At 72.5% G+C, this 22808-nt stretch carries 14 protein-coding genes; 6 read left to right on the forward strand and 8 right to left on the reverse strand.

Translation table 11 applies throughout. From position 1 onward, the window contains the following. Positions 1 to 243: 243 nt before the first annotated feature. Complete coding sequence (locus tag IF73_RS0134480; protein WP_031014837.1) at positions 244 to 1218, forward strand: ROK family protein; 975 nt, start codon at positions 244 to 246, stop codon at positions 1216 to 1218. Positions 1219 to 1328: 110 nt separating this feature from the next. Beyond that, complete coding sequence (manA, locus tag IF73_RS0134485) at positions 1329 to 2519, forward strand: mannose-6-phosphate isomerase, class I (RefSeq protein ID WP_031014839.1); 1191 nt, start codon at positions 1329 to 1331, stop codon at positions 2517 to 2519. A 229-nt stretch (positions 2520 to 2748) separates the two neighbouring features. On the opposite strand, the gene IF73_RS0134490 is transcribed toward manA, so the two are convergent. Continuing rightward, positions 2749 to 3795 carry a LacI family DNA-binding transcriptional regulator gene (locus tag IF73_RS0134490; protein WP_031014842.1) on the reverse strand — a complete coding sequence of 349 codons (1047 nt, stop codon included), beginning with the start codon at positions 3793 to 3795 and terminating at the stop codon, positions 2749 to 2751. Then, the gene (locus IF73_RS0134495) at positions 3792 to 6191 is read right to left on the reverse strand and encodes a glycoside hydrolase family 2 protein (RefSeq protein WP_031014844.1); all 2400 of its coding nucleotides are present in this window, start codon (positions 6189 to 6191) and stop codon (positions 3792 to 3794) included. Before IF73_RS0134495 ends, IF73_RS0134490 begins: the two co-directional genes overlap by 4 nt. Positions 6192 to 6468: 277 nt before the next feature. On the opposite strand from IF73_RS0134495, the gene IF73_RS0134500 reads away from it, so the two are divergent. From IF73_RS0134500 to IF73_RS0134510, 3 genes are all read left to right on the forward strand, one after another. Then, positions 6469 to 7794: an ABC transporter substrate-binding protein gene (locus tag IF73_RS0134500; protein ID WP_031014847.1), complete on the forward strand. Its 1326-nt coding sequence runs from the start codon at positions 6469 to 6471 to the stop codon at positions 7792 to 7794. 79 nt (positions 7795 to 7873) lie between these two features. Beyond that, positions 7874 to 8890, forward strand: a complete 1017-nt coding sequence (locus IF73_RS0134505) for a carbohydrate ABC transporter permease (protein ID WP_420706604.1) — start codon at positions 7874 to 7876, stop codon at positions 8888 to 8890. Continuing rightward, positions 8887 to 9765, forward strand: coding sequence for a carbohydrate ABC transporter permease (locus tag IF73_RS0134510; protein ID WP_031014849.1), 879 nt, complete (start codon positions 8887 to 8889; stop codon positions 9763 to 9765). Before IF73_RS0134505 ends, IF73_RS0134510 begins: the two co-directional genes overlap by 4 nt. An 84-nt stretch (positions 9766 to 9849) precedes the next feature. On the opposite strand, the gene IF73_RS0134515 is transcribed toward IF73_RS0134510, so the two are convergent. The 6 genes from IF73_RS0134515 to IF73_RS0134540 form a co-directional block, all read right to left on the reverse strand. After that, on the reverse strand, positions 9850 to 10878 hold the full coding sequence (locus tag IF73_RS0134515; protein ID WP_031014851.1) for a LacI family DNA-binding transcriptional regulator: 1029 nt from the start codon (positions 10876 to 10878) through the stop codon (positions 9850 to 9852). A 530-nt stretch (positions 10879 to 11408) separates the two neighbouring features. Continuing rightward, positions 11409 to 12581: a cellulase family glycosylhydrolase gene (locus IF73_RS0134520; protein WP_031014852.1), complete on the reverse strand. Its 1173-nt coding sequence runs from the start codon at positions 12579 to 12581 to the stop codon at positions 11409 to 11411. 317 nt (positions 12582 to 12898) lie between these two features. Further along, a complete protein-coding gene (locus IF73_RS0134525; RefSeq protein WP_031014853.1) occupies positions 12899 to 14107 on the reverse strand; it encodes a metallophosphoesterase in 1209 nt (402 codons plus the stop codon). 130 nt (positions 14108 to 14237) lie between these two features. Beyond that, positions 14238 to 17069: a type 2 lanthipeptide synthetase LanM family protein gene (locus IF73_RS0134530; protein WP_234338430.1), complete on the reverse strand. Its 2832-nt coding sequence runs from the start codon at positions 17067 to 17069 to the stop codon at positions 14238 to 14240. A gap of 104 nt (positions 17070 to 17173) precedes the next feature. After that, positions 17174 to 17377 carry a DUF6229 family protein gene (locus IF73_RS0134535; protein ID WP_031014855.1) on the reverse strand — a complete coding sequence of 68 codons (204 nt, stop codon included), beginning with the start codon at positions 17375 to 17377 and terminating at the stop codon, positions 17174 to 17176. Between the two features lie 429 nt (positions 17378 to 17806). Further along, positions 17807 to 19840 (reverse strand): galactose oxidase early set domain-containing protein, encoded by a 2034-nt coding sequence (locus tag IF73_RS0134540; protein WP_234338431.1) that lies wholly within the window; start codon positions 19838 to 19840, stop codon positions 17807 to 17809. 330 nt (positions 19841 to 20170) lie between these two features. Here IF73_RS0134540 and IF73_RS38960 point away from each other — a divergent pair, with 330 nt between their 5' ends. Beyond that, positions 20171 to 22438, forward strand: a complete 2268-nt coding sequence (locus tag IF73_RS38960; protein WP_051717612.1) for a Dyp-type peroxidase — start codon at positions 20171 to 20173, stop codon at positions 22436 to 22438. The last annotated feature ends 370 nt before the right edge of the window (positions 22439 to 22808 follow it).

Genomic DNA, 22808 nt, shown 5'->3' on the forward strand with positions numbered 1-22808 from the left:
CCGTCAGCCGACCCCGCCGCCGCCCCGCCCCCACACCGAAGGGGGCGTAACGGGTGCCGGAGGGCGCGTGGTGCCGGCGCGGCGGACACGGCCGGTGCCGGCGCCACTCGCGTCGGAGTCGTGCGGTCCGGGAGTCGCGCGCCGCTCATCGCTTAACCGCATCCGTCTTGCTCTAGACAACGTTGTCATCCGTCGGCAGAGTGGTGCTTCGTAAGGTCGGATGGTTCGGAGAGGTTGGGCGGGATCGTGTACGGAGCGCTGGACATCGGTGGTACGAAGATCGCCGGGGCGCTGGTCGACGCGGAGGGGGGCGTGGTGGCGCGGGCGCAGCGGCCGACGCCCGCGCGCGAGTCCGCCGAGGCGCTGATGGGCGCGGTGACCGGCGTCCTGGACGAGCTGGCCGCCCGTCCCGAGTGGGCGGCGCTGTCCTGTCTGGGCATCGGGAGCGCGGGGCCGGTGGACACGTTCGCGGGCACGGTGAGTCCGGTCAACATCCCGGCCTGGCGCTCCTTCCCCCTGGTGGAGCGCGTGCGGAGCCATCCCGCCGTCCCGGACGGGATCGAGCCGGTGCTCGTCGGCGACGCGGTCGCGATGGCGGCGGCGGAACACTGGATCGGCGCGGCGAAGGGCGCGGCGAACGCCCTGTGCATGGTCGTCTCGACCGGCGTCGGCGGCGGCCTGGTCCTGGGGGGTTCCGTCCACACGGGGAGGACCGGGAACGCCGGTCACATCGGCCACATCACCGTCGAACAGCACGGCCCGCTGTGCCCCTGCGGCGCCCGGGGATGCGTCGAGCGCTACGCCAGCGGTACGGCGATCGCCGCCCACGCCCTGGAATCCGGCTGGACGCCCCCGGCCGGCCTTCCCGCCACGGCCCGCGAGGTGGCCGCCTCGGCCCGCGCGGGCGACCCGAGGGCGCTCGACGCGTTCGACCGGGCCGGCCGCGCCCTGGCCGCCGCCATCGCCGCGACCGCCGCGCTCGTCGAACTCGACCTGGTCGTCTTGGGCGGCGGGGTCTCGCAGGCCGGCGACGTGCTGTTCGCGCCGCTGCGGCGGCACCTGAAGGCGTACGCCGCCCTCGACTTCACGCGCGACCTCCCGGTCGTGCCCGCCGGCCTGGCCCTCGACGCCGGACTGATCGGCGCGGCCGCCGCGGGCGTCGCCGCCGCCGACCTGTTCCGCGCCGCGGCCGGCACGCGGGGGCGGACGGCCGGCTGACCTCCGGCCTCCCCGGCGGCCGGACGCGGCGGGCCTCCTCCCCGTGCCCGCGCGCATCGGCACCGGACGCCCCCGGTTCCACCCCACCGCACGCACTCCAGGAAACGACCATGGACCTCCTTCACAACACCGTCCAGTCCTACGACTGGGGCTCCCGCACCCTGCTGCCGGAACTCACGGGCGAGCCGCCCACCGGAGCGCCCCAGGCCGAACTCTGGATGGGCGCCCACCCGGCGGCGCCCTCCCGCGTGCTCCGGGAGGACGTCCTCACACCCCTGGACCGGGTGGTCGCCGGGAACCCGGAGGGCGAGCTCGGTGCGGCCACCGTGCGCCGGTTCGGGCCCCGGCTTCCGTTCCTGCTCAAGCTCCTGGCCGCCGACGCGCCGCTCTCCGTCCAGGTGCACCCGGACCTCGCCCAGGCCCAGGCCGGGTTCGCCCGGGAGAACGCGCTCGGTGTGCCTCTCGACGCGGCCCACCGCAACTACCGCGACGACCAGCACAAGCCGGAGATGATCGTCGCCCTCACCCCGTTCCGGGGGCTGTGCGGCTTCCAGGCCCCGGCGGACGCCGCCGACCTGCTCGACTCCCTGGAGGTGCCGGCGCTCCGGCCGTACGCCGAGACCCTGCGGGTCGTCGCCGAACCCCAGGCGCTCGCGGAGGTCTTCCGGGCCTTCCTCCGCCCCCCGGCGGGGCTCCTCGACGCCGTCGCCCGGGCGCTGGCCGTCGCGGCGAAAGGCCCGGCCGAGGCCCACATCGCCGCCTACGACCGCATCGCACGGGCCCACCCGGGCGACTCCGGGCTGCTGTCCGCGCTGCTGCTCCGGTACGTCGAACTGAGCCCCGGCGAGGCGCTGTTCCTCGGTGCCGGGGTCCCGCACGCGTACCTGTCCGGGCTCGGCGTGGAGATCATGGCGAACTCCGACAACGTCCTGCGGTGCGGACTGACCTCCAAGCACGTCGACGCCGAGGAGCTGACCCGGATCGTCCGCTTCGGCACGCCCCCGGCCCGCGTGCTGACCCCCCGCGGCGAGGAGGGCGAGGAGGTGTACCCGGCGCCCGTGGACGACTTCCGTCTGTCCCGGTACGACCTGCGGACCGGTGAACCACGCCGGCGCCTGACGCTGGACGCCCCGCAGATCCTCCTCTGCACCGCCGGGACCGTGACCGTCTCCTCCTCCGGGCGGAGCCTCGGCACCGGCCCCGGACAGGCCGTGTACGTGCCGGCGGGCGCCGAGGCGTGGCTGGAGGGGGACGGGACGGTGTTCCGCGCCACGACGGGCACGGCGGAGCGCCTCGACTGAACGGTCGGGACGGGTCGCGAAACAACCGCTGGGTTAGCTTAACCGGTTATGTAAAGGCTCCCGTGGTCGGCCATCCCGGCCGTATCTTTCATTCGACCGCCGGGAATCGACCGGAGAACCCGCCGACCGGCAGAGGCGATGACCTGAACCGCATCCGGCGGACCATCCCCACCGCGGGAACGAGGGGCTTACCCGTACGGGTAAGCCCCTCGACGCCGTCTCCGACCGCCTACACGCGGCGCGGCGGCCCCGTCGAGCCCCTCGGCGTCAGGGTCGGGGTGGGCACCTGGAGGGAGCCGGAGCGGGTCCCCTCGATCACGCCGAACAGGGTCCGGGCGACCTCCTCGCCGAAGTGGTGGACGTCGTGGCTCATCGCGGAGAGCGGCGGATGCGTCAGCCGGCACAGCTGCGAGTCGTCCCAGGCGAGGAGGGAGACGTCGTCGGGGACCGAGAGGCCCATCTCCGAGGCGACCGCCGCTCCGGCGACGGCCATGATGTCGTTGTCGTACAGGATCGCCGTCGGCCGGTCCGGGGACATCAGGAGGCTGCGGGTGGCCCGCGCGCCCTCCTCCCCGACGAAGCCGGTCGCCACCTGCCGCCGTCCGTCCAGGCCCAGTTCGGCCATGGTCGCCTCGAAGGCGGCGGCGCGGATGCCGCTGTGGCCGAGGCCGGCGGGCCCACCGACCCGGGCGATCCGCCGGTGGCCGAGGGCCGCCAGGTAGCGCACGGCCTCGGCCGCCGCGGAGGCGTCGTCCGTCCAGACGGACGGGAAGCCGCCGGTCAGGGACGGGTGGCCGACGGCCACCGCGGGCATGCCGAGCGCCCGCAGCGGCGGGATGCGCGGGTCGTCCCGGTGGAAGTCGACGAGGATCGCCCCGCCGACCGTCCGGCTGCGCCACCACTCCCGGTAGAGGTCGGTCTCCTCGGCCAGGTCGCGGACCAGCCGGAGGAGGAGGGAGCAGGAGCGCTCGGCGAGGACGTCCTCGATGCCGGAGATGAACTCCATGTAGAAGGGTTCGAGGCCGAGGAGCCGGGCGGGGCGGCAGATGGCCAGGCCGATGATGCCCGTCCGCCGGCCGGAGAGGTTCCGCGCGGTGTGGTTCGGGCTCCAGCCGAGCTCCTCGGCGGCCGTGAAGATGCGTTCCCTGGTCGCCGGGGACACCCCGGGCCGGTTGTTGAAGGCGAGGGAGACGGCGCCTTTGGACACGCCGGCCCGCGCGGCGACATCGGTGATCGTGACACGCGGGCCGGGGAGACGGGGGGAGGGGGCGCTCACGCCGCTCCCACGCTGAACAGGGCCGCCCGTACGGCCTCCGGGTCGTCGCCCGCCCAGCCGCGCACCGTGATCCGGACCTCCTCGCCCGGCAGCAGGGTGACCAGCCCGTGGTCGGCGCTCGCCGCCGGGGCGAGGCGGTCCGCCTGGAGGAGCAGGTCCCGCACCAGGGTCCGGGCGGTGACCGTCACGACCGCGTCGCCGTCACCGGCCGGCTCGACCAGGACGTCGTACGCGGGCTCCGGATAGGCGAAGTCCTTCTCGTACACGGGGAGGTGGACCGCGCGCAGGCCGTCGGCGTCGGCGACCAGGAGCTCCTTGCCGGAGTCGGCCGTCGGCAGGAGGGAGGCCGGGACGACCAGGCGTACGACCGTCCGGGCGGCGGCCTCCAGGTCGAGCACGGCCTCCTTGAGCACGGTGCCGTCGGCGGCGACGCGGCGCAGGGTGACGGTGGTGAGCCAGGTGGTGCCGGACTGGTTGTCGAGGGCGAGGACCGGGCCGTCCGCGGCGGGCACGAGGCTGAGGAGCCGGTCGGCGTAGACGCGGCGCAGCTCGTGGTAGAGCGGCTTGAGGTGCCCCTCGCCGTCGATCGCGGCCCAACTGCTGACCGGCCAGCAGTCGTTGAGCTGCCAGACGACCGTGCCCGCGCAGACCGGCCAGTGGGAGCGCCAGTGCTCGATGCCGGCGGCCACCGCCCGGGCCTGGACGACCTGGGCGAGGTAGTGCCAGCGGTCGAAATCGCCCTCGGGCAGGCCGAAGTGGCGGTCGATGCCGCGGTTCAGCTTGCCGTTGCCGTCCTCGGCCTTCTGGTGGTGGAGCATGCCGGGGGAGTCGGGGGCCAGGTCCTCGCCGGGCAGGGCGCGCCGCAGGGTGCTGACCGCGGGCGGGGCCTGCCAGCCGAACTCGGCGCAGAAGCGCGGCACGTCGGCGCGGTACTCGGCGTAGTCCTGCCGGTTCCACACCTCCCACGAGTGGTGGGTGCCGTGCCGGGGGTCGTTGGGGTGGTGGTCCCAGGAGCCGGACCAGGGGCTGCCGGCCGTGTACGGGCGGGTCGGGTCGAGCTCGGCGACGATCCGGGGGAGGACGCCGAGGTAGTAGCCCTCGCCCCAGGAGTCGCCCGCCAGCGGCTCCTCCCAGTCCCAGTCGCGGAAGCCCCACAGGTTCTCGTTGTTGCCGTTCCACAGGACGAGGCTGGCGTGCGACATCAGCCGGACAACGTTGTCGCGCGCCTCGGCCTCGACCTCTCCGCGCAGCGGCTGCTCCTCGGGGTACGCGGCGCAGGCGAAGAGGAAGTCCTGCCAGACCATGAGGCCCAGCTCGTCGCAGACGTCGTAGAAGGCGTCGTGCTCGTAGATCCCGCCGCCCCAGATCCGTACCAGGTCGACGTTGGCCTCGGCGGCCTGGGTGAGGCGGGTGCGGTAGCGCTCGGGGGTGACCCGGGACGGCAGGACGTCGTCGGGGATCCAGTTGACGCCGCGCGCGAAGATCCGCGTGCCGTTGACGACGAAGGTGAAGCCGGTGCCGTGTTCGTCGGCGGACCGGTCGACGGTCACCGTGCGGAAGCCGATCCGCCGCGACCAGGAGTCGAGCGGCGCGCCGCCCTCGTCCAGGAGCTCGACGGCGAGCCCGTACAGCGGCTGGGCACCGTATCCCCGGGGCCACCACAGCTCGGGCTCGGGCACCTCCAGGCGGAGCACGGCCTCCGCGCCCGTGAAGGAGGTCTCGGCGACCACGCCGGCGACCGTGGCGCGCAGGGTGAGCGAGCGGTCGGTGCCGCTCGCGGTCCGGGCGGCCCGGACGCGCAGCTCGACGTGGCCGGTCGCGCCGTCGACGGTGACCAGCGGGCGGACCTCCGCGAGCCGCGCGGTCGACCAGCGCTCGATCCGCACCGGCCGCCACATGCCGGCGGTGACCACGGTCGGGCCCCAGTCCCAGCCGAAGGAGCAGGCCATCTTGCGGATGTACTGGAACGGCTCGGGGTAGACGTTCGGCCGGTCGCCGGTGAGCGCGCGGACCCGCTCGGCCTCGTCGTACGCCGAGGCGAAGCGCACCTCCAGGCGGCCGGTCCGCCCCGTCACGTCCAAGCGGTGGACGCGGTGCATGTTCCGGGTCGAGCCGAGCGACTCGCCGTCGACCAGGACCTCTGCGGCGGTGTCCAGGCCCTCGAAGACGAGCTCGCTCCGCTCGTGCCCGCCGTCGGCGGCGGTGAGTTCGGTCTCGTACGACCACGAGCGGCGCCCGACCCAGGCGATCTCCGTCTCGTTCCGTCCGAGGAACGGGTCCGGGATCACCCCGGCGGCGAGCAGGTCGGTGTGGACACAACCGGGCACCTGCGCGGGGAGCAGCGCGTCCTCGTGGCGCAGGCTCCACCCCTCGTGCAGTCGGGTGACGTCCTTCATGGTGTGCGGCTCCAATCGCCTGGCAGCGGGCGGGATGCGGGTACGGGCCGACAAGCTAGCCGTACATTTACTTAACTGTCCATGAACCGGTGAAGTTCAGTCGGCACGGGAAGAGCGCGGATTGAGCGCGGGACGCCGACTGACCGGGATAAGCGGCTGGTCCCCGGTAACGATTAGGCATCACGCGGGAAATCAGCACTTTACCGGTTCACGACTGGCTGACATAGTGCCGTCATCCCACCGCTGACCTGAGCCGTGACTTTGAAGGAGTTGGGCCATGGGGAACAAGAAGACGACCGTGCTCCCGGGCGCCGTGCTGGCCGCTGTGATGCTCGCGCTGTCGGCGTGCGGCGGCGGAGGTGGTGGCGCCACCGGAGAGGTGGCCGCCCCGCCGTCCGACCCGCAGGAGGTCTCCGGCGAGATCAAGGTCCTCACGCAGCGGACCGACCTGGTGCAGAACGGGACGCTCCAGAAGTACGCGGCGGAGTTCAACAAGATCTACCCCAAGGTGAAGGTGAAGTTCGACGGCATCACCGACTACGAGGGGGAGGTGAAGATCCGCATGAACACCAACGAGTACGGTGACGTGCTCCTCATCCCCGGCGCGGTGGCCAAGAGCGACTACCCGAAGTTCTTCGCCCCCCTCGGCACCACCGCCGAGCTGTCGAAGTACCGCTTCAGCGACAAGAGCGAGGTGGACGGCAAGGTCTACGGCATCGCCCAGTTCGGCACCGCCAACGGCTTCGTCTACAACAGGAAGCTCTGGAAGCAGGCAGGCGTCACCAGCTGGCCGAAGACCCCGGAGGAGTTCCTGGCCGGCCTGAAGGCGGTCGGGGAGAAGACCGGCGCCACGCCGTACTACACCAACTTCAAGGACGGCTGGCCGATGGTCCAGTGGACCGCCAACCTGGGGGTCGTCGGCTGCGACGCCCAGGCGGGCAACGCCCTCGCCGGCCCGGTCTCGCCCTGGAAGGCCGGGAGCGAGCTGAACGCCATCGACAGCCTCCTGTACGACATCGTGAAGCAGGGCCTGTCGGAGAAGGACCCGACCACCACCAACTGGGAGACCTCCAAGGCGCTCCTCGGTGAGGGCGAGATCGCCACGATGATGCTCGGTTCCTGGTCGATCACGCAGATGCAGGACGCGGCGAAGAAGGCCGGCGGCGCGCCGGAGGACATCGGCTTCATGCCCTTCCCGGTCCAGAAGGACGGCAAGCACTGCGCCGCCCTGGTGTCCGACTACCAGCAGGCCGTGAGCGTCCACTCGCACAACAAGTCCGCGGCGCGCGCCTGGGTGGACTGGTTCACCGAGAAGTCCGGCTTCGCGGAGAAGGAGGGCGTGGTCTCCGCCGTGAAGTCCGCCCCGATGCCCGCCACTCTGAAGGAGTTCGTTGACAACGATGTCAGGTTCTTCGACCGCTCCGAGGCGAAGACCGCGACCGTCAACGACATCGACGAGGCGGCCGAGATCGGCCTCAACAAGCAGGACTACCGCCAGAAGCTGATCGACACGGCCCGCGGCGCCGCCAAGGGCAGCCTGGAGGACTTCTTCGCCGACCTGAACAAGAGGTGGGACGAGGCGGCGAAGACCGTCGGCAGCTGATACCGGCGGGGTGGCCCCGGCCGTACGACACCGGCCGGGGCCCCTGGACCTTCCGCAGCCGCGGACACGAAAGGCCGATATGACCCACACCACCGACACCGCACCAGAGGGCGCCGCCATGACAGGGCGATCCAGCACGGACAAGGCCGAGGCCGACACACAGGGGGGACGGCCCCGGCCGGCGGGCCGCCGCGGCGGCCCCGCCGCCGGACGGACGAGATCCTGGCGGGACTCGCCCCTGCGGCGGATCACGCCCTGGCTCTTCCTGGCGGCCCCGCTCGCCCTGCTGATCACGTTCACCTACGTCCCCGTCGCGAGCATGATCTCGTACAGCTTCACCGACTGGGACGGCGTGAGCCCGGACCGGGAGTACGTCGGGTTCGACAACTACGTCCGGATCTTCACCCGCCCCGAGCTCTTCCGCGTCTTCTACGTCAGCGGCTACTACCTCGCGGCCTCCGTGGTCCAGATCGCCGTCGCGCTGTACTTCGCGGTGATCCTCAGCTTCAACCTGCGGTTCCGGAACTTCTTCAAGGGGATCCTCTTCTTCCCCTACCTGATCAACGGCGTCGCGATCGGCTTCGTCTTCCTGTACTTCTTCCAGGACGGCGGCACCCTCGACTCCGTGCTCGCCTGGTTCGGCGTGACCACCGGTCATCCCTGGCTCGGTGACCCGACCTCCGCGAACGTCTCCCTCGCGGGCGTCTCCGTCTGGCGCTTCACCGGACTGAACTTCGTCCTCTTCCTCGGCGCGATCCAGTCGATCCCGGGCGAGCTGTACGAGGCGGCGGAGCTCGACGGGGCGGGGAGGTGGAAGCAGTTCCGGCACATCATCGCCCCCGGCATCAAGCCCGTCATCAGCCTCAGCGCGCTCCTGGCGATCTCCGGCTCGTTGTCGGTCTTCGAGATCCCCTACATCATGACCGGCGGCGCCACCGGCACCCAGACCTTCGTCATCCAGACGATCAAACTCGCCTTCCAGTTCAACAAGACCGGCCTGGCCTCGGCCGCGGCCGTGGTGCTGCTCCTGATCATCCTGCTGATCACCTGGATCCAGCGCCGGCTCGTGCCCGACGACAAGGTGGACCTCGTATGACCTCCCCCGACCTCACCACCGCCACCGTGCAGGGGACCCGCGCCTCCCGCCGCCGGCCGCGCGTCGGAGGCGCGCTGACCTACCTGTCGCTGATCGTGGCGTCCGCGGTCGTCCTGATCCCGCTTGCCGTCGTCTTCCTCACCTCGCTCAAGACGTCGGAGGAGGTCGGCTCGGGCAGCGCGCTCTCCCTGCCCGGGAACTGGTTCAACTTCGAGAACTACGTCACCGCGTTCCACGACGGCAAGATGCTGACGGCGTTCGGGAACACGGCGTTCATCCTCGTCTTCTCGATCGGCGGGACGGTGGTCATCGGCTCCATGACCGCGTACGCCGTCGACCGCTTCGACTTCCGGGGCAGGAAGCCCGTCATGGCCGGCTTCCTGATCGCCACCCTCGTGCCCGGCGTCACCACCCAGGTCGCGACCTTCCAGGTGATCAACAGCTTCAGCCTCGTCGACACCCGCTGGGCCCCCATCCTGCTCTACATGGGCACCGACATCGTCTCCGTCTACATCTTCCTGCAGTTCATCCGAGGCATCCCCGTCTCGCTGGACGAGGCCGCCCGGCTCGACGGGGCCAACGCCTTCACGATCTACCGGAAGATCATCTTCCCGCTGCTCAAGCCCGCGATCGCCACCGTCGTCATCATCAAGGGGATCACCACCTACAACGACTTCTACATCCCCTTCCTCTACCTGCACTCCGAGGACCTGGGGACGATCTCCACCGCCCTGTTCCGTTTCAAGGGACCCTTCGGAGCACACTGGGAGGCCATCTCGGCCGGCGCGATCCTGGTCATCGTCCCGACACTGGTGGTCTTCCTGCTCCTCCAGCGCTGGATCTACAACGGCTTCGCCCAGGGAGCCACCAAGTAGGGAAGTGCCCATGCCATCCAGCGGGGCCGGGCCGTACGAGGGAGCGGTCAGGCCCCGCATGGCCCCCCCCCGGGGGGCGGGCGATCAGCGACGGCCGGGCTCCGGCGGCGGGGCCGTACTGCCCCGGGGCACGAAGTGCGCGTATCCCTCGCGGATGCTGCCGACGTCCTCACCGCCGATCAGGGCGAGCAGCGCGGTCGCGGAGCGGGCCCCGTACGCCGGGATGTCACGACTGACGGCCGACAGCGTCGGGCGCACCACCTGCGTCAGCGCCGACTCGTCCCAGGCCACCACCGACAGGTCGGCGGGGATCGACAGGCCCAGCTCCTGCGCCACGGACAGCGCGGCGACCGCCATGATGTCGTTGTCGAACACGATCGCCGTCGGCCGTTCGGGGGCGATCAGCAGGGCCCGCGCGGCCCGCGCGCCCTCGTCCCCGGTGTAGTCGGTGTGCACGACGGCCGCCGCCGGGATGCCGGCCTCCCGGCAGACCTCCGCGAGCGCCGCGTCGCGGACCGCCGTGTGCGCGAGCCCGGCGGGGCCCGCCACCCGCGCGATCCGCCGGTGTCCCAGCGCCGCCAGGTACCGCACGATCTCGCGCACGCTCTCGCCGTCGTCCGACCAGACGGCCGGCAGCTCCCCGGCGACGTCCGGCGGCCCGATGGCCACCGCGGGCAGCCCGATCTCCCGTACCGCGCCGACCCGTTCGTCATCGGTCTGCAGGTCCATGAGCAGGACGCCGTCGACCCGCCGCTCACCCCACCAGCGCCGGCAGATCTCGATCTCCTGCGCCTGGTCCGTCACCATCTGCAGCATCAGCGCGTACGCGTGCTCGGCGAGCACCGTCTCCACACCGCTGATGAACTCCATGAAGAACGGCTCGACCCCCAGCGTCCGCGCCGGCCGCCGGACCACCAGCCCGACCGCCTGCGCCCGCCCGCCGGTCAGCGCCCGTGCGGCGCTGTTCGGGCGCCAGCCCAGCTCCTCGGCGATGCTCTTGATCGAGGCGCGGGTGGCCTCCGACACTCCGGGCTGGTCGTTGAGCGCGTACGAGACCGCCACCTTCGACACGCCCGCCCGACGCGCGATGTCCGCCATCGTCGGCCGCTTCACTGCCACCCCAGCTCCATCCTGAACCCTCGACACCCCGACCCTACCGCCAGGACGTGCCGCGGGCGGCAGACGTCTGCGGGCACGGCGCGAGGCGGGCGCGATCCCAGGAGGCCGCGCGCCACGGCGAGAGGCGCGGCCGGCCACCACGAAGGAAGTCCCCAGAAACCGTGACGCGCAGTCCGCTCGACCACCGCTACCCGGGCACAGGTCCAGGAGGCGCTCGTGCGTCTCGTCGCCGGCTCGGACGGTCTTCGTCGTCGCGCACCGGCTCTCCACGATCAGGCGCGCGGTCCGGATCGTGGTGCTGGAGCGGGGGCGGGTGGTGACGTCCGGAAGCCACCGTGAACTGCTCGCCCGCGACTCCGCCTCCGTGCGCCTGCAGGGCGACCCAGCCGGCCTGATCCGCGGCACGACACGGGGTGCCCGCCCGCCGGCCAGGACGGGAGGACACCCTTCAGTGGTCAGTGGTCAGTGGTCAGTGGCCGGTGGCCGGTGGCCGGTGGCCGGTGGCCGGTGGTCGAGGTCGGCGGTCAGCGGTCGGCGGCGCTGCCGCGGACGACGCAGGAGCGCTGGTTCTCCCAGCCCCAGCCGTCGCCGTCGGGGTCGGAGGAGCTGCCGTTGACGCAGTACGGGTAGCCGTTCGGGGCCGTTCCGCCGGTGTCGCCGCCGCCCCCGCTTCCGCCTCCGAAGATCGTGGCGCGGGTCGAGGTGGCGGCGATCCCGTCGGCGCCGTTGAAGAAGCGGTTGCCCCAGGGGGTCAGGGAGCCGGCGTCGAAGCCGTTGACCATGTCGAGGTATTCGACGCCGCTGCCGTTGCCGCTCCAGGACCAGCCGAGGTAGCCGACGCGCAGCGAGCGGGCGGTGGCCATGATGGCGTTCTCGTCGGGGTCGCCGTCGCTGTGGTGGTCGCCGAACTCGCCGACGACGATGGGGAGTCGGTTGGCGACGAAGTGGTTCAGGTAGTCCTGGACCTCGGCGGCCGTGTCGTACACGCCGTACATGTGGATGGAGAAGATGGTGTTGCGGCGGGGGTCGGCGGCGAAGACCGAGGCCGCGTCGGACCGCATGGTGTTCGACCAGTCCTGGCCCCAGTTGGGGGCGTCGACCATCAGCGCGTTGGCGATGCCGGCGTTCCGGAGCTTCACGACGGCGTTCTTGGTGGCCTCGGTCCAGGCGGTGTAACCGCTGTTGCCGTAGGGCTCGTTGCCGATGTTGACGACGACGTAGTCCTCCTGGCCCTGGAGGGCGCTCCTGATGCCGACCCAGTAGTCGGCGGCCTGGTCGAGGGTGGCGGCGGCGCCGTCCTCGCCGTATCCGGTGGTGTCGTGCACCTCCAGGACGCAGATGACCTTGTTCGCCTTGCAGTCGCCGATGATCGAGGACACCTGTGAGGTGCTGGTCTCCGTCCAGCGGTCGCCGCTGGACAGCACGACGCGGACGGTGTTGGCACCCTTGGCCGCGATGTCGGCGACGGCCCCGGTCTCGGTCGGGTACCAGGTGTGCGCGTGGTTGACCCCGCGCATCACGAACTCGTTGCCGTTGGCCTCGTAGATCCGGCCGTTGCTGACGTGGATGCCGGACTCGGCGGCCGGGGCGGCCTGGGCGGTTCCGGCGGTGCCGAAGACGGGCAGCAGCAGTCCGGCGACGCCGGCGAGGGCGCTGCCGGCGGCCGTGAGCCACGTCCTGCGCGGTGACTTGGTCATGCCTCTCCTTGGTGGAAATGGGGGAAGGAGCCCCTTCGGCGCAGAATTCCCGAGGACTACTGACAACGTTGTCAGAGAGTGCATTCTCGACTCGGTTGCTGGTCTGCGCGTCGGGGGTGTCCCCCATGAGGCACCCGGGGCCGGATCCGTGTCAAGCGTGAAGGGCGCTTTGACGGCGAGGAGTTGAGACGGGGAGGTCGGTTCAGTACATCCGCACTGAACGTGCGCACGTTCTGGTGGATCGGTTGTCGAATGCCGGCCGCTCGTCTACTGAATCGCGGTGTGCGTCGGGTATGGGTGGGGAGAGGAGACGTCGGTCAGTGCCGCGGGGAGCGGAGGACGAGGAGGGTGATCTCGCTGGGGGCGAAGACGCGGAACGGCGGGCCCCAGAAGCCGGTGCCGCGGCTGGTGTAGAGGAGGGTGCGGACGCCGTGGTGACTCAGGCCGGCGACGGTGGGCTGGTCGATGCGGACCAGGTGGTGGAAGGGCCAGATCTGGCCGCCGTGGGTGTGGCCGGAGAGCTGGAGGTCGATGCCGGCGGCCGCTGCCTGACCGACGAACTTGGGCTGGTGCGCCAGAAGCAGCACGGGCAGGTCGGGGTCGGTGCCGCTCAGGGCTCCGGCGAGGTGGGCGCGGTGGCCCGCCAGGCCGGAGGACTCGGCGGTGACGTCGTCCACCCCGGCGACCACGAGGGTGTCACCTCCGCGTTCGAGCAGCAGATGGCGGTTGCGGAGCGGCTGCCAGCCCAGTTCGTCCATCAGGTCGACCCAGCCCTGGGCCTCGCTGTAGTACTCGTGGTTGCCGGTGACGTACACACGGGCCCGGGTCGCCCGCACGGTGCCGAGCGGTGTGGCCTGGGCGCGGCGGCGTTCGGCGGTGCCGTCCGCGATGTCACCGGTGTGGCAGACCAGGTCGGCCTCCAGGGTGTTCACCGTCTCGCACACCCGGGCCGACCAGCGGGCCCGGTCCAGGGGGCCGTAGTGGGTGTCGGTGATGAGGGCGACGCGGAAGCCGTCGAGGCCGGGACCCAGGCGCGGGAGTACCACGTCGAGCCGGCGCACCCGCGGCACGCGGCGGGCCTCGGCGTACCCCCAGCCGAGCAGTACGGCGGTGACGCCGAGGACGGCGCAGGCGACGATCCGGGCCCGGTCCTGGCTCTCGCCGACGCCGGCCACGGTCAGGGCGAGCCGCAGGAGGACGCCGAGCAGGACGGACCAGGTGAACAGGACCCAGCCGACGCCCAGCAGGGTGTCACCGACGATCGCCGCCCGGTCCTGCTGACGCCTTCCGTGGCCGCGCGCCATCGCGAACGGCATCCCGACGAGAGCGAGGGCGAACAGCGCGGTGCCGACCGGAGTGGCGGGCGGCGGCCAGTGCTGGCCGCCGTACAGGAGCACCCAGCAAGGCACGGCCCACAGCAGGACGGGGGCGATCAGGGGGACGTGACGCATCAGGCGCTGCAGCCGGTTCTGCCGCGGCGCCCGCGCTTCCCCCTCGGCGGGACGGGTGTTGCCGGCCTCGGTCACGCCGAACGCCCCCTCCCCGACCGGATTGTTGTTGCGCGCACTGTATCCGGTCGGGGCGGGGCGGGGCGGACGGGCGTCGCGAGGCCCCCGGCGCGATCTCGACCTCGCGGGCGATCCCCGAGCCCGGGACCTACGCGGACGCCGGGGGGAGGGCGAGGAGGAGCGGGGAGCTCAGACGGGCGTCCGGGTGCATCCGCAGCAGGTGGTGGACCACTCCCGAGAGGCCGGGGAGGAGGCCCGGTGCGAACGCCTCCTTCGCGAGGCCGCCGACCGGGCCGCGCTGTTCGATGCCGGTGAGCAGCTCGGCGTCGGCCTGGGTGGCGGACGGGCCCGCGTACCCCCGCAGAGCGCGCAGGTGGTGGAGGAGTTCCCAGAGTCCGAGGTCGCCGTGGCAGAGGGTGTGACTCCAGCCGAAGCCCTCGCGCAGGCCGGCCGGTCCGGAGCGGAGTGCGGTGTCCAGATGGCGCGGGTCGCCGGTGCGCTCGTGGAGGTCGACGGCGGCCAGGCCGATGCCCGTGCTGCCGTGGCACCACGCGGTGGGGTGGTCGACGTCTCCGCCGACCCGCGCGTCGGTCCAGGCGCCCTCCTCGGGGGAGTACAGCGACTCCTCGAAGTCATGGGCCAGGGAGCCGAGTTCGTGCCAGCGACGCCGTTCGGTGCTGCTCCCGCCGGGGGACAGGGCGAGCCGGGTGAGGGCCCATCCGGCGCCGGTGGCGCCGTGCGCGAAGCCGCCGATGCCCTCCGGGAACATCACGGTGGACCACCGCGCCCCCCGGCCGTCGACGATCGCGGTGCGCTCCAGCCGCCGGCCGGCTTCCGCGGCGACGTCCAGCCACCTCTCCTCGCCGGTGAGACCGGCGAGGTCGAGCAGCGGGACGATCACGCCGGCCGCACCGCCGAGGACGTCCAGGGCCCGGTCCTCGGCGATGGCCTCCGGGGTCAGCAGCGCGGCCCTGGCGCGGGCGCGGTCGAGAAGCCCCGGCGTACCCAGGAGGCGGTGCAGGGCGGCCCAGGTCCACACCTGCGACGCGAGGCCGGTGAACCCGCCGAGCTGGCGGGTCGGCGTGGTGTCCTCCGTGGCGGCCAGCACCTCCAGTGCGCCGGCCAGCAGGGGCTCGACACCGGCCACCGGGTCGGCCCGCCCGGCCCGCTGCTCCCGCAGGTACTCGGCCAGGGCGAGGGCGACGCCGCCCTGGCCGGTGTAGAGGTCCGCGCCGAGCGGGCGGACCGCCCAGCCGTAGTCCGTGAGCACCGGGCTGATCCAGGTCGTGGTGGCGTCGGTCCCGCGTACGGCCGCCGCGCGGATCGTCTCCACGGCCTGGGCGGCCAGGGCGCGCCGCCGCCCGTCCAGGTCCTCGGCGCCCGGCGAGACGGCCGGTGTCCGTACCCGGTCGGGGAGCCGGCGTTCGTTCAGATAGGCGCCGACCAGTGCGCTGCGGATGGTGTCCCGTTCGCGGGCGAGGTCCGCCCGTCGCCATCCCGCCAGGAAGGAGGTCAGCCGCCGGTCGTCCACGCGTTCGGTGAACACGGGGACGTCGCCGATCATCAGGTCCGCGATCTCCCCGTCGATCACCGCCGGCTCGCGGGGGGCTCCGGGGGCGGCGAGGGCGTTGCGGTGGAGGATGTCGCGGGCCCGCGCGAGGGCGGCGTCGGGGTCGTGCAGCGAAGCCGGGTGCCAGAGCATCCGGCCGATGTCGGTGTACGTCTGGGTGGGCCGTCGGATCATGCGGACCTCGCAGCCGTCGAACCTCCCCAGCAGCGTGCGGAGTTCACCACGCGCGTCGAGTCGCGCAAGCGCCCCGGTGAGGTCGTCGAAGCCGGACAGCACCTGGTCCCAGTGGCGGATCAGCACCGGTTCGGGGCTGGGGTGGTTACGGGCCGGCGGCAGGTCCACGACGCCGACCTCCATCCGGGCGGTGTCCAGGCCCCCGTCCGCGATGACCGGGACGCGGATCCGCGGCTGCTGGCCGGGCAGACCGCCCGCGGCGGAGAGGTCGACACCGGCGAGGGCGTACCCGTCGGTGCGCAGCGGCAGGATGCCGGTGCGCAGCACGGTGTTGCGGATCGTCCGGGCCGCCCGGTCGACGGCGTCGCCGCGTCCGCTCGGCGGAACCTCGACGTCGGGCGTGAACAGGGCCTCGGCGTCGACGACGGCGGGCACCGTGCCGTGGGCGACCAGGTTCTCGGCGTGCAGGTCGGTCCCGCCGAGGAGCCGCATCACCGCCAGCCAGCCGCCCAGGGCCCGGTAGAAGCGGGCGAGTTCCGCCTCGTCCCGGCAGTAGCGGTGGTCGAGGTGCTCGGCCCAGCCGTAGCCGTCCCGGACCACCACCCGCGGTACGCCCAGGTCCTCGGCGCCGGGGACGGCGGACACGAAGGAGCGCAGCGCGGCGTCCACCTCGACCGGCCGCGGCTTGTACATGGCGCTGCCCGCCCCGAAGACCAGTCGGGCCACCGCCCGTCCCCCGTGGTGGGTGTCCCCGCGCGCGAGCTCCAGGACGCGCAGCGGGCCCGGGTCGTCGCCGAGCAGGCGGGCGATGTCCCGCCGGTCCGCGGCGAGCCGGGCGCCCAGCTCCACGGCGCCCTCGACGAGGAGGCGCCCCGAGGCGAAGGCGCGGGGGCGCAGCGCCGGGTACCGTCGGTGCAGAGCCTCGGTGAACCCGCGGGCGGAGGCGTGCCGGAGGAAGGCGTCCCAGCGGGCGGCCGAGTCCGCGCCGGGCAGTTCGCCGGCCAGGACGGCGGCCCGCAGTTCCAGCAGGAGCACCCGGTTGAGCCGGAGCTGGAGGGTGCGGTTCAGTGCCTCGCGCGTCGCCTCGCGGAGCACGGCGCGCTCGTCGGGGATCAGGCCGGCGATCCCCTGGATCCGGTCGTCCAGTTCCGCGAACAGCGGGCCCGCGAAGGCGCCCACCGGTACCGCGAACCATCCCTCGGGCGGCGGTCCGTCGGCCGATCGGGGCGCTGCCACCGGTTCCACCATGCTGAGTCCTCTCCTGACGGCTGGTCCACGGGCCGGGGAGCCCGTACGCACGGGCTCCCCGGGTGTCGCGTCTGGTGCGGTACGGCGGATCGTCAGCAGCAGTAGCTGTGCCACGAACCGGAACAGCTGCTGCACCCGGTGAACAGCGCCTCGGTGGCGTCGGTCAGCGCGGCCTCGCCGGCCGCACCGCCCACATAGAGCGGGCCGGCCGGGTTGTACTCGCCGAGCGCGGTCTCGGCTCCCTGGAGCCAGGCGGTGACGATCTCGTCCGTACGAGCGGCGGGCATAACGGGCATGCGGTGCCTCCTGTGTGTCGCAGGGAATGCGCGGAGCTACAGAATGTGCCGGATCCCTTCCGTCCGGATCGTCCGCAACCGGCCAATTGTCGGAGGGAGTTCGGGACCGCTCGGTGAGCACCGGGAGCCGTCGTCCCGCCGTCCCGGCCGGTGGTCGCCGACCGGTGCGCCGGCACGGGACACGAGGTGGCGGACGGTGCTCGTCCTCGGGCGACGCGGTCTCGCGCGGTGGCCCCGGCGGTGACGCGCGGAGGTGACCGGGCGCGTCAAGGGGTGCGGCGCACGCGCATTCGGCCATTCCACGCCCGCTGCCCGTTGCCCGCTGTCCGCCTTCGCTTCGGCCGCGCGGGTGCCATCGCCTGACACGGACAGGGGGCGAGCCCCCAGCGCCGGGACGGGGCTGGGGGCTCGGAAGGGGGGCGGGTGGGGTCAGTCCGCGGATGCCTTGGTTGCGGGCTTCGCCTCGGCCTGGGGCTTGGTCTCGGCCTTGGGCTTGGCCGCGGCGGCGGTGGCGTTCGTGGCCGCCGTCGACGGCTTGAGCTGGATCCAGCCGGCCTTGCTCGGGGCGCCCTCCTCGTTCAGGAGGAAGAGCATGTAGTAGCCGGGCGGGGCCGCGGCCGCGTTCGGCGGGGCCTGGAGCTCCAGGAAGTTGCCGCTCCGGCTCTTGACGCGCAGTTCGAGGTGGCGCTGGCTGGTGTTGATCGAGTGCGTCGCGGTGGTCGGGGCGAGCAGGACGGCGCGGGTGACGTCGCCGGGCGTGCTGGTGCTCACCGTGATCTTGTCGTTGTAGCCGACGGTGGGGTTGAAGACCATGCCGAGCTGGGGGCGGCTGCCCTGGTGGAGGTAGGCCGGCTCGTAGATCTCGATGCTGCCGTTGTTGGTGTCGTCGATGTCGGGGTCGTTGGCGAGCTGCTGGAGCTCGTCGCCGGTGATCATGACGCGGCCGTCCGGGAGGACCACGGCGTTGGAGTGGTAGCCGCGGGGGAGCCGCTGGACGGGGCCGAGCTTCCAGTCGCCGTTCTCGTCGCGCAGTTCGGTCTGCCGGAACTTCAGGTCCGCGTTCGGGTTGTACGGTCCGTTGCCGTAGTCGCGGATGTCGAAGGCGCCGTTGACGGTGAGCAGGTTGCCGTTGGGCAGGAGCAGGGTGTCGTCCTGGGTGCGGCCGAAGGCGCGGGGCTTCTCGGTGTTCCACTTGCCGCCGGCCAGGCGGTAGGTGTTCGGGTCGTTGCGGTCGCCGCCGAGGACCAGGACCGAGTCGGGGCCCCGGAAGCCGGCCGGCAGGGGGACCGCGGAGCCGTAGTTGCGCCGCCATTCCCCGCCGTCGGGGCCGGGCATGTTCTTGTTGACGTCCGGGCGGTTCGGCAGGTCGGTCCTGGTGTCGGTGGCGGTGTCGAAGACCCACTGCTGGTCCACGGAGCGGCCGAGGCCGTAGATCTTCCCGTCGCGCAGCGAGAACAGGTGGGGGTAGTCCCACTTGAACGGCGCCTCGGTCTTCAGGGTGTCCACCGCCCAGCCGACCGGCTTGACCGCCTTGTCGAACGGGACGGGGTGCGCCGCGCCGGGGAAGCGCTCGACGACCGGGGTGGGGGTGCCCCAGCCGAGCTCCGACTGCCCGGACATGACGACCTGGCGCCCGTCGGCGCCGGTGACGACGCTGGGGTACCACCGGCCGACGGACATGTCCTTGTTGAGGTACCACTCCTCCGCCCAGGGGTCGAACACCAGCGACAGCTTGGCGCCGGAGCCGCCGTTGCCGCCGAGGTTGCCGCCGAAGACCCCGAGCATGCCGTTGGGCAGGTAGGAGTGGCCGGCGCAGAAGAACGGGGCGGGCCGGGGCTCGTTCTTGCCGTCGGGCATGTTGACGACCGGCGGCTTCTTCTCGGTGAACGCGTCAGCGCCGGTCCCCTTGGCGGGGTCCCAGATCCAGGCCCGGCCGGCGTTCGGCTTGCCGATCGTGTCGGTGGGGGCCGGTTCCTTCTGCGGGTTCACCTCGATCCGCTCGAAGGAGAACAGCAGGACCTTGCCGGTGGGCAGCAGCGCGATGTGGGCCGCGAAGTCCGGGGACTGGAAGTACTCCCGGAACCGGCCGAACTCCGAGGCGTCGAAGCCCGCGTTCGCCTTCTCCTGGGAGGCGGTCAGCGCGCCGAGCCGTGCCGTCCGGGTGGTCTGCGGGTACTCGCCGACGTCGGCCATCGCCTTGCGGGTGCGGGCGTGTTCCTCGGCGTGCTCCTCGCCGAGCGTCGCGGCCTCGGCGGGGTCGACGGCCACGGGGGCCTTCGCCGCCCGGGAGGCGGGGGCGTACGGGAAGGCGTCGCCGTGGTCGGCGTCTCCGTGGCCGGTGTGGGCGAGGACGGGGCCGGCCGACACCAGGGCCATGGACGCGGCCATCGCGGTGGCCGCGCAGAGGGAGAGCGCCGTGACGAGCCCGCGGCGGGCGGGCCGGGGCGGGTTTCCGGGGGACATGGGACTCCTTGCCGGGTGGGACGGCGTGCCGGTTCCGACGACGGGGACAGGGTCGGGGCACGCCGGTGACAGGACTGCCACGTGTTCACGCACAGTGACGCGACTCAGTGTTCCGGCGGGTCGGCGGGCTGTCGCCCCGACCGACGCAGCCGGGTGATCGCGAGCGCCGAAAGCGCCCCGGTGCGCCCCGTGCGCCCCCTGACCAGCCCGTTTGTCGTCGGTGAACGAGTGAAGGGGGCGCTCCCCGGCCGTCGCCCCCTCCCTGCTCGCTTACGTTGCAGGTCACTCTGCGCGACAAGGGTGCGGAGGTGTCGATCTTCTGGAGGGACCATGGCGGACGAGCTGAGACTGCGTGAGAGCGACGACATCCAGGGCGATGTGATCGCCGGCTTCAAGAAGGACCAGATGACCCTGCTGTTCCTCAAGTTCGAGGATCCGGCGAGGGCGCGCGCCTGGGTCAGGGCGCTGGAGCCGCAGATCTCCACGACGAGGCAGGTGGCGACCTTCAACGCCGCCTTCAGCAGGGCCCGGAAGGCGTCGGCGGGCGACGACCCGAAGACGCTGCGGGCCACCTGGATCAACGTGAGCTTCACCTACGAGGGGCTGCGGGAGCTGACCGGGAAGGACCCGCTGCCGTCCGTCCCGCCCGGCAGCGGCCTGGAGGCGTTCAAGCAGGGCTCGGACAAGCGGGCCCTCGGCGACACCGGGGACAGCTCGCCCGAGATGTGGCTCTTCGGCGACGGCAAGGGCGAGCAGGTCCACGCCGTCCTCACGATCGCCTCCGACACCCTCCAGGACCTCCAGACGGCGGTCCGGCAGCAGCGCGAGGCGTGCGCCGGGGCGAAGATCGTGATCGTCTTCCAGCAGGACGCCGCCACCCTGCCCGGCACCCGCCGGGGCAAGGAGCACTTCGGCTTCAAGGACGGCGTCAGCGAGCCCGGGGTGATCGGCTTCGACGAACCGGACCCGGTCAAACCCGAGTACGTCAAGGGTCATCACGGCACCCGGCTGATCCCGCCCGGCGAGTTCGTCGTCGGGCTCGACCGGGTCGACGGCGAGCCGCGCGCGACGCCCGACTGGGCCGACAACGGCAGCTTCCAGGTGGTGCGCCGGCTCGGCCAGGACGTCCCGGGCTTCTGGTCGCAGGTGGCCGGACAGCTGAAGGTGCTCAAGAACGCCAAGGTGGTGCCGCCCGAGGCCACCACGGAGTGGCTGGCCGCCCGCCTCGTCGGCCGCTGGCGGTCCGGCACCCCCGTCGCCACCTGCCCCAACGCCGACCGGCCCTCCAACGCGCTGGCCGACGAGGACAACGACTTCGGCTACCGCGACGACCCCGAGGGCTTCCGCACCCCGCTCTTCTCGCACCTGCGCAAGACCAACCCCCGCGACGGACTCCAGGAGCACCCGGGGGAGCGGCCGTTCGACGAGAACCCGGTCATGGACCGCCGCCGGATCATCCGCCGCGGCGCCCCCTACGGCGCCCCCTTCGACCCCGCCTCGGAGGGGCCCGGCGGGCCCGACGAGAAGCGCGGCCTGCTCTTCGTCTGCTACCAGTCCGACCTCGTGCAGCAGTTCGAGTTCATCCAGAAGGCGTGGATCGACAGCCCGGACTTCCCGCCGAACCGGGCCGAGAAGCCGGGCCCCGACGGGATGGTCGGCGCCGCCGGCACGCTCAGCTACGAGACCCCCGGGAAGACCACGAAACTGACTCTCAGTCAGTTCGTGGTCACCGAAGGGTCCGTGTACGCCTTCGTGCCCTCTCTACGGCTGCTACGGCTCCTGGGCGACGGCCGGCTCACCGACAAGCCGCCCGCCGTCGTCCGCACGACCGACGCCTTCCTGCCGATCCCCGACATGCAGCGGACCGGAGGCAAGAGCTGGTACTGGGCGTACGGGACGGGCGCCGACGGCACCCCCGTCTGCCGGACCCTCTCCATCGCCGACGGGGACGACCACACGGACGTCCGGGAACGCCCGGACCGGCCCCTGACCGCCTGGCCCTGCTACGCCGGGGTGACGAAGGTCGACGCGATCCTGCCCGTCCCGGACGAGCAGCGGGTCGACGGCCGCAGCCGCTTCTGGCTGTTCCACACGGTCGAGGGCCGGCAGGTCTACCGGCTGATCTCGGTCGCCGACGGAGCCGAGACCGGACTCCCGCCCGAGCGGGCCGCCCGGATCGACCGCCCGGACCGCTCCCTCTCCGCATGGGTCTCGCTCAACGGCGTGGAGCAGGTCGACGCCTTCCTGCCCGTCCCCGACCTGCAGCGCGTCGACGGCAAGAGCTACTACTGGGTGTTCCACACGCTCATGGGCGCCCAGGTCTACCGGCTCATCTCGGTCGCCGACGGCAGGGCGCACCAGGACGCCGTCGAGCGCGGCGACCGCGGCCTCGACCTGTGGCGTTCGCTGACCGGGATCAGCCGGGTCGACGAGTTCCTCGCGGTACCCGACATGCAGCGGATCAACGGCCTGAGCCTCTTCTGGGCGTTCCACCAGGACGCGTACCGGATCATCGTGATCCGCGACGGCCGGGGCCACGAGGACCAGATCACGGTCGAGGACCGCCCTCTCACCCTGTGGACGTCCCTGACGGGCTGAGGAGCAGGCCGCCCGGCGCGGCCGGGGAGGGGCCGGTCCGCCGGACGGCGACGGGCCGTCTCGCGGGGGCGGGACGGCCCGGAGGGCGGGGTGCCGGGCGCTGTCCGGTGAGTGAGACGGGTTTTCCGTGGTGTGACCCTCCGTGGCACGATCCGGGCATGCAGCGGCGGCTCATTATCAGCGCCCGCGTGCCGGCACCGAGGTGACCCGGAGGCGACCCCTCCCGGCCGACCCCACCGCCCGCACGCAGACCTCTCGTGTTCCACGAGGGGTCTTTCTGTTTCCCCGGAAAACCCCGACCCGGCAGACCTGGACAGGAACACCCCATGGCACACGACAAGGCTTTCGCCCCCGCCCCCGCCCCCGCCCC

The sequence above is a fragment of the Streptomyces sp. NRRL F-5727 genome, assembly GCF_000719555.1.
Taxonomy (GTDB): Bacteria; Actinomycetota; Actinomycetes; order Streptomycetales; family Streptomycetaceae; genus Streptomyces.

Coding starts and splice junctions, on each gene's coding strand:
- manA (WP_031014839.1), top strand. CDS start 1,329: ATGGACCTCCTTCACAACACCGTCCAGTCCTACGACTGGGGCTCCCGC.
- IF73_RS0134495 (WP_031014844.1), bottom strand. CDS start 6,191: ATGAAGGACGTCACCCGACTGCACGAGGGGTGGAGCCTGCGCCACGAG.
- IF73_RS0134500 (WP_031014847.1), top strand. CDS start 6,469: ATGGGGAACAAGAAGACGACCGTGCTCCCGGGCGCCGTGCTGGCCGCT.
- IF73_RS0134505 (WP_420706604.1), top strand. CDS start 7,874: ATGACCCACACCACCGACACCGCACCAGAGGGCGCCGCCATGACAGGG.
- IF73_RS0134510 (WP_031014849.1), top strand. CDS start 8,887: ATGACCTCCCCCGACCTCACCACCGCCACCGTGCAGGGGACCCGCGCC.
- IF73_RS0134520 (WP_031014852.1), bottom strand. CDS start 12,581: ATGACCAAGTCACCGCGCAGGACGTGGCTCACGGCCGCCGGCAGCGCC.
- IF73_RS0134535 (WP_031014855.1), bottom strand. CDS start 17,377: ATGCCCGTTATGCCCGCCGCTCGTACGGACGAGATCGTCACCGCCTGG.
- IF73_RS0134540 (WP_234338431.1), bottom strand. CDS start 19,840: ATGTCCCCCGGAAACCCGCCCCGGCCCGCCCGCCGCGGGCTCGTCACG.
- IF73_RS38960 (WP_051717612.1), top strand. CDS start 20,171: ATGGCGGACGAGCTGAGACTGCGTGAGAGCGACGACATCCAGGGCGAT.